The following is a 7,103-nucleotide window of genomic DNA, read 5'->3' as shown; positions in this document are numbered from 1 at the left end:
TCTTACCGGTCAGTGCCTGACCCTCCTGAAGCGCTTTCAGGGCTTTGTCGAAATCGAAAGATTGAGTCATTTGTCATTCCTTTTTGAGATATATTACTGGAATGACACAGAATTTCTAACACTCCCTGCATTACACAAAATTTCTTGCAGACGAGCGGAAACCATTAACGCATGGTTAATTCCAACTCTTCCTTCCTGGGATAACTTAATGATTATTCCTTTCGCTTTTTACTTTCTTACTTTCTTACTTTCTTACTTTCTTACTTTCTTACTTTTAACCTCGCACTATCGAACTACTTTTACCTGGGTTCTATTCAGTGATTGAGGAATGAGTTCTGCTTTCAAATTCAGACACAAGTAAAATACAGGAATACTCCGAAGTAACACCATATTCACCATTATATTACCTCACTTTCAACATAACAAAAATAAAAGCCAGTAGCAATAAGGGATATACAATCTTTTTAATTTCATAATTACACCTCCGCAGGGATTTTATTCGGACAATTCGGACAAATAGCCGCGCTGTAAGCAATAATTTCGTTCATATGCTTGCCTTTATTTATCCGTAGATGAGTGAGCCATTGCAATTTTCTCTTGCAAACGGGTATATGCCGATAACTGGCGATCATATAATGCCTGACGTTCTTCCCGCGTCTGATTTGCCAAAACATAACGCCATAAATGAACAGGATTATTCGCTGCACTGACATTAATTGGGTCATCAGGATCAACCTGACAAGCCTCTTCCACTTCTTGGGGCCATTGCGGCATTTTGCTGGTCTGCATAGCAATATAACGGGCAACACTGGTAATTAGATCAAATGGCAGCTTTACGATTCCAAAAATCCAGTTTAAACGAGAATTCATCCGCATCAGATACTGTAATCCAAAAATATAACTTTCTTTCTGTTTCTCAATGGGAGGACATAAAGAAATAATATCCGCCTGCTCCTGTAAGCACTCTTCCTCCATATAGCAACGAATAAATTCCCAATAACCCGGTAACATGTCTCGTAAACCGGAAATCCCAAGGCTAAATGTCTCTAATACCGTTTCCTGATCGTCTGCCAAAATATGGCCGTCGATACTCCATTCCAGCCACTTGCCACCTCCTACTGTCAGAGTAAAAAACACCTCTTTCCAGGGAACCGATAATACCGTGCCATTAAAACGGTAAACATGGATCATCTGAGTTTTGCGGTTAAAACGGATTGGGTAGTGTGTTGTAGCAAACCACTCTTTTAGAGTAAATTTGCCACTGAAATATACAAACAGAGATATAACAGGTAGACAAATTAGAAGGCTTAACAGAATTTCATGATCTCCTTTTATATATTGGTAAATTGTGTAACCAATAGAAAATAAGGCCATTCCTAAGCAGCAAAAAAACAGTGTTGCAGTAAGCGAACTAACGAATCCCTTATCCTCATAGTATTTATCTACCGTTTCCATATAAGTGGAATTCATACGGATCACCGTATTGTAATCAACAATATACTGACCATATTTACTGTTTAGCTGAGTCGGTTTTCCCTGACAAAGTTGATCATCTTTTTCTTCCCAAGTCAAAGGGCGGTTCAATTTATAAGGATTATACAAGATATTCCATTTCATAATTATGCCTCCGCCGAAGTTGAATGAGCCATTGCAATTTTCTCTTGCAAACGGGTATATGCCGATAACTGGCGATCATATAATGCCTGACGTTCTTCCCGCGTCTGATTTGCCAAAACATAACGCCATAAATGAACAGGATTATTCGCTGCACTGACATTAATTGGGTCATCAGGATCAACCTGACAAGCCTCTTCCACTTCTTGGGGCCATTGCGGCATTTTGCTGGTCTGCATAGCAATATAACGGGCAACACTGGTAATTAGATCAAATGGCAGCTTTACGATTCCAAAAATCCAGTTTAAACGAGAATTCATCCGCATCAGATACTGTAATCCAAAAATATAACTTTCTTTCTTTTTCTCAATGGGAGGGCATAAAGCGATAATACCCGCCTGCTCCTGTAAACACTCTTCCTCCATATAGCAACGAATAAACTCCCAATAACCCGGCAGCATGTCTCGTAAACCAGAAATCCCAAGGCTAAATGTCTCTAATACCGTTTCTTGATCGTCTGCCAGAATATGGCCGTCGATACTCCATTCCAGCCACTTGCCACCTCCTATTGTCAGAGTAAAAAACACCTCTTTCCAGGGAACCGATAATACCGTGCCATTAAAACGGTAAACATGGATCATCTGAGTTTTGCGGTTAAAACGGATTGGGTAGTGTGTTGTAGCAAACCACTCTTTTAGAGTAAATTTGCCACTGAAATATACAAACAGAGATATAACAGGTAGACAAATTAGAAGGCTTAACAGAATTTCATGATCTCCTTTTATATATTGGTAAATTGTGTAACCAATAGAAAATAAGGCCATTCCTAAGCAACAAAAAAACAGTGTTGCAGTAAGCGAACTAACGAATCCCTTATCCTCATAGTATTTATCTACCGTTTCCATATAAGTGGAATTCATACGGATCACCGTATTGTAATCAACAATATACTGACCATATTTACTGTTTAGCTGAGTCGGTTTTCCCTGACAAAGTTGATCATCTTTTTCTTCCCAAGTTAAAGGACGATTCAATTTATAAGGGGTATACAAGCCATTTCCTTGCATAATTATGCCTCCGCCGAAGTCATTAATTTATTAAAAGCGTCCATTTCCATTCTGCTATCGGGCCAAATAGCAGGAATATCCTTTTCACCTGCGGGAATTTTGCGCCACAAGCAAGCCATCAACCATTTCTGGATCTCATTTTTCTTCTTCATTTCCAGATAGATATTGGCACCAAAGAAAAACACCAAAGCCAAAATGATTCCCCACGGACCTAAAGTAATTAATCTGATCGCAGCAGCAAACAGAAATCCTCCACTTATTGCCGAAACTAGATAGGCAATCCCTAGACTTCTATTCTTTTTGAGAAAGAACTCATCTATCATATGACACGAATCCCACACCACACCAACGATCCCGGCCCAAGCGCCAAAGATTTTCACCACCTTAAAGCCCCACAGTACTTTGGTCAGTAAATTTTCCCCCAAGATAGAACCCAATAGAGGCTTTAACCTGAGTACCTGAAAATGGTTCAACAGCCGCTCACAGGTTTCAGCAATAGCCCCCATTGCAGCGACCAGATCCGCCGCAAACCGGGTACATGCCTCAGTCTTACCTTCTGGCCATCCAGCCGCACGCAATGCGGAAATCTGCAACACCATAGAGAAGGTACAGCCGATAAAGGGCGGAACTTTTGCCAATTGCTTGGCAGCACTCTTGACAGAACTGGCCTGTAACTGCGCCAGTTTTGTAAGTAACGTCCCCGGAAACAGCTCCGCACGGATCTCATCGACAGAATGCAAGGTTTTCACCAAAGACTTAGCCCGTTCCGCCTCCGGTAAAGCCAAGGTCTTTTCCGCTTCGCCTGCGTCTGCCAGCACAATAAAGTTGAATTCCTGATCCCCCTCCATCGGCAAGCCGTCAATCTTCAAACGATGCATTTCAATGTCAACGTAGTGACGAAGCTGATCTGAGGAAGGACGCCGTTTCAGATCCCCCAGCTCACTGGTCACAGCGACCACCGCACTGATAAAATGTTTACGCTTTCCGACGAACTTAATGACTTTTAATTCCTTGCCATGCAGTTTAGCTAATACAACCAGTGCAGGAAGCGGCACTTTTTCCACTGCTTTATTCATCACTGCAAACAAAGTGCTACTCAGTTCATTCAGGTATTTTTCTATTGTGAGCGAAACCGGTCCATCGAAGTGCTCAGCGATGTCTTTAAGCCCATCGGGTATTTTATCCCAAGCGAGAGAGCCGTAGTTTCCACCGGTCTTTAAGACTCCGTGAATTTGCTCTATTTTTTTATCACTGTTCATCACCAGCGCACGTAACAGCAGATTATCCGGCGTGATGGTGGCGCTCATCATCTGTTCTTGAAAATAACGGGATGCTCCCAGTTTGTCCTGCATGCCTGCAACACAATCATGGACCGACTGGACAAACAGCGCACCGCTATAATCGTCCGTGCTATCAAAGTTATGGTCAAAATAGTCCAGCAGGAGCTGGCTTTTCAGCCAGTCCAGATACATTTCGGTCATCGGAGAGATAATGGTGTTGTCATACCGCGTCAGATCGGTGGTAAACCGGTCCATAAACGCTTTTTCTTTATCACGATCAATGTACTTCTCATAATCCGCCCAATACTTTTGTACCAATGGCTTTAATGCCATATCATTTAAGTAATGCGTAGTATCCGCTCGCTTTTCAGAGCCAGGAATATAATATTCACCATCAAAGCTGCCATACCGAGCGTCATTCTCCTCAGTTTCATCTTTAGTTAGCTGCTCCCGCTCAAGCTGTCGGCACAACGCCTCTTTCAGCGAGCTTAAAGAAGCCGAAAGCGCAATTCCTCTGATATAGTGTGGATTTTCATGAAACTGGGTCTTTAACCGATAATTCGCCAGAGCGGTAATATCCTGCACCACAGCAACCGGATCAGACAAAAACAGTATGACCCCTTTGTCAGGCAACAATTCTCTGACAGCCCACCATAGATTGTCCGGCTCAAATAACCCTTTCCCATTCCAATGAGAACTGGTGTAATCGGCAATACGCCGGTTGGTATCTATCTGCGTATGATATTCCGCTACGGTATCCGTCAGTGACGAGAACGGCAGTGCATTCTCCCCCTCTCCACGGTTTAGCCATTTTTCCATATCAAAACGCTGCATATATCGCGCACGATATACCGGGTCTTCATGCTTTTTACGTACCGCATCCGTCCACTCCACCGCCGACCAGGCCAACCAAAAGGCTTTGTTTGTCAACCCCTTCGGCAACACCGGTAATGTCACCAGCGAAGCACGCGCCAACTCATCTGGCTCCTTAATGCAAGGTTTCATTTCACCATTGGCCAGACGCGGCGGGACTTTGCCATCGGCGGGCAGAAGATAGTAGTATCCCTCGTCAGTCACGTAATAATTGATCCAGCCATTGACCAACTCATCCCAGATATACAAAAAGCCTGCACGCAACAGACGGGTGGTATAGCCAGTTTCGCCTTTTCCCTCTACCGGCATCGATATGCTCGTCGGCAAATCCGGCACGCCATCACCCTGCGCCTTGATGGCAGGACGAACCAGTAAAACAGGCAGTCCCTTGCGGGTACAAAAATTACAGCCAGGGTTATTCACAATAAAAATCTCCTGTATTGCACACAATTTATTTCAGGTTTTCCGGGTTAAGACGGCCCAGCAATGTTTCGTTCGCGTCGCTAGCGATAATCGATGTTTCTTTAAAGCTCATCGTTCATAATTCCATCGGCTAAAGTTGCAGGTAACGGACTTTACTGGTCATTTCTTGCCACTGTTCATCCGTCCAGCTATGGGTGATACGCTGGTAGTACCCGGTGACATGTTGGCACCGGCCCAATAGCTCTTTCATTCTCGGCGCTTGATGAAACTCGTCATTTAGGGTGACGCCATGTGACGCAAAAGCCGTCAGATCCTGTTTATCGGTTAATGACCACTGCGTCATGGCGATATCAAATAGCGCCTCAATCCGACGGCTCAGCGTCTGCCGTTGCGCAAGATCAGACGTCACCGGCAACTGAGCCAATACCTGATTAATCAGGCCAATACGCTGAATTTGAGCAAATGACGCCGACGTTTCCCCTTGCTGGTAACGGACTTTCTCCGGGAAGGCCAGCGTATGCCAGTTACCCTCCAGCCAGAATGTCCAGTGAGTGATGTCATCCGCCGCAATTCGGCGTGAAAACACCCAAGGCCCCATCATCCAGTGCAAATGAAACAGGACACGAGGATCGTAATAACGCAGGATATGCCCCTGCTGTTTCTCCTTGAGATACAAGGCATTAACCAACACATTCTTCATTGCTTCCGGAGATAAATCGCTTTTAAGCAACAAAGTGAACAGCGGCGGAGAGTCCGGCTCGGTTTTCAGGCGTGCTCCATTGAGCAAACGGGACCAAACGTCAGACGACAACTCACGCAACGGTAACAACCAGGGATAAAGATGTGCTTGCGGAGCAAGAAGCGGTGAAACAACCTCAATCACCGGCAATACTTCCGGCAACTGCGGCACAACCACGCGATCAATCAGCGCATATTGATGTTCAGTAAATGCCAGCGGCTCAGTCAGGTAATGTGTCATCATCAATTCCTTAACCTAATGGTACCGTGGCGTCACCCCGATCGGCGGCTTCGGCAACCATCATGTCACAGGCGGTAAAATTGGGATAAGGCACATCCAGCTTTGCCGGTTCGGCATAATCGAAATTCGCGCTTTTGACGTTAAAATCGCCCGGAGAGCCATGTTCAATCTTGCCTGGCTCCAGGGTCAGATAGGAGCCGCCGCACTGCAAAGTGATTTTCTTCTTGGCTGAAATCAGGATTTCGTCATCGCTACTGGTGATAGTCACCCCTTTCTTGGCAACAACTTCAATCCCATCAGTTTGAGCTTGCACCTGAATCTTCCCGGCAGCCGCAACCAGCTTCATACCTAGCTCATGCACAAAAACCACCATTGATTTTTTTGCCGCCAGTACCATACGTTTCAATGACGAGATTTCAGTGTTGCCACCGGCGGTCATCATCAGGTTTTTATTGGCGCTGTGCTGAATATGTTGCGGTGTCGATAGCGCAATGCCGCCTAACGCCCCCGCGACAATCACCGGTTCCCGCAATTGCTCCACATTCCGTTGCAGAAAATGCTGTTGGGCATCATTATCCAGTGGGTCAATCTGTGCCGTTTGCAACAGATCAGAGAGCGATTCTGCCAATGACAAAGCATCGGCAAGCTGGCGTTTGATTTCATCCATGTCCAGTTGTTTGCCACTGGCTTTAGGCTGGGCATGCGTACTCAGCAATAACCCCTTCCCGGCCCGGATCGCCCCCCAGTCGTCGGTGCGCAACTCAAACCCTTCGCCGCGCTTATTGGGATGCGGTCGCTGTCCATCCACCAGATGGCCCAGATTGAGCTGGCTTTTCCCGCCATATTCGGTACTCAGTTTGATGTGCT

Annotated in this window: 6 protein-coding genes; 1 reads left to right on the top strand and 5 read right to left on the bottom strand. The window is 45.3% G+C overall.

Features of this window, described 5'->3' with window-relative positions; translation table 11 throughout:
* Nucleotides 1–325: hypothetical protein (locus tag EAE92_RS23530; RefSeq protein ID WP_214069798.1), on the top strand; the 325-nt coding region annotated here is incomplete at its 5' end.
* A gap of 233 nt (nucleotides 326–558) precedes the next feature.
* On the opposite strand, the gene EAE92_RS23525 is transcribed toward EAE92_RS23530, so the two are convergent.
* The 5 genes from EAE92_RS23525 to EAE92_RS23505 all read right to left on the bottom strand — a co-directional run.
* Nucleotides 559–1,617: a DUF6708 domain-containing protein gene (locus tag EAE92_RS23525; RefSeq protein WP_214069797.1), complete on the bottom strand. Its 1,059-nt coding sequence runs from the start codon at nucleotides 1,615–1,617 to the stop codon at nucleotides 559–561.
* Nucleotides 1,618–1,619: 2 nt separating this feature from the next.
* Nucleotides 1,620–2,681, bottom strand: coding sequence for a DUF6708 domain-containing protein (locus EAE92_RS23520; protein ID WP_214069796.1), 1,062 nt, complete (start codon nucleotides 2,679–2,681; stop codon nucleotides 1,620–1,622).
* A gap of 2 nt (nucleotides 2,682–2,683) precedes the next feature.
* A complete protein-coding gene (locus EAE92_RS23515) occupies nucleotides 2,684–5,257 on the bottom strand; it encodes a T6SS effector BTH_I2691 family protein (protein WP_214069795.1) in 2,574 nt (857 codons plus the stop codon).
* Between the two features lie 130 nt (nucleotides 5,258–5,387).
* Nucleotides 5,388–6,239, bottom strand: coding sequence for a DUF4123 domain-containing protein (locus EAE92_RS23510; RefSeq protein ID WP_214069794.1), 852 nt, complete (start codon nucleotides 6,237–6,239; stop codon nucleotides 5,388–5,390).
* A 7-nt stretch (nucleotides 6,240–6,246) separates the two neighbouring features.
* A partial coding sequence (locus tag EAE92_RS23505) for a DUF2345 domain-containing protein (protein WP_214069793.1) occupies nucleotides 6,247–7,103 on the bottom strand: 857 nt, incomplete at its 5' end.

Origin of the sequence: Photorhabdus hainanensis (genome assembly GCF_018448965.1) — a bacterium.
GTDB classification, from domain to species: Bacteria; Pseudomonadota; Gammaproteobacteria; order Enterobacterales; family Enterobacteriaceae; genus Photorhabdus; species Photorhabdus akhurstii.
This window is presented reverse-complemented; position numbering and strand designations above follow the sequence as displayed.

What these genes read in the sequence shown, in the direction of transcription:
- EAE92_RS23510 (WP_214069794.1), bottom strand. Translation starts at nt 6,239, where the DNA reads ATGATGACACATTACCTGACTGAGCCGCTGGCATTTACTGAACATCAA.
- EAE92_RS23520 (WP_214069796.1), bottom strand. Translation starts at nt 2,681, where the DNA reads ATGCAAGGAAATGGCTTGTATACCCCTTATAAATTGAATCGTCCTTTA.
- EAE92_RS23525 (WP_214069797.1), bottom strand. Translation starts at nt 1,617, where the DNA reads ATGAAATGGAATATCTTGTATAATCCTTATAAATTGAACCGCCCTTTG.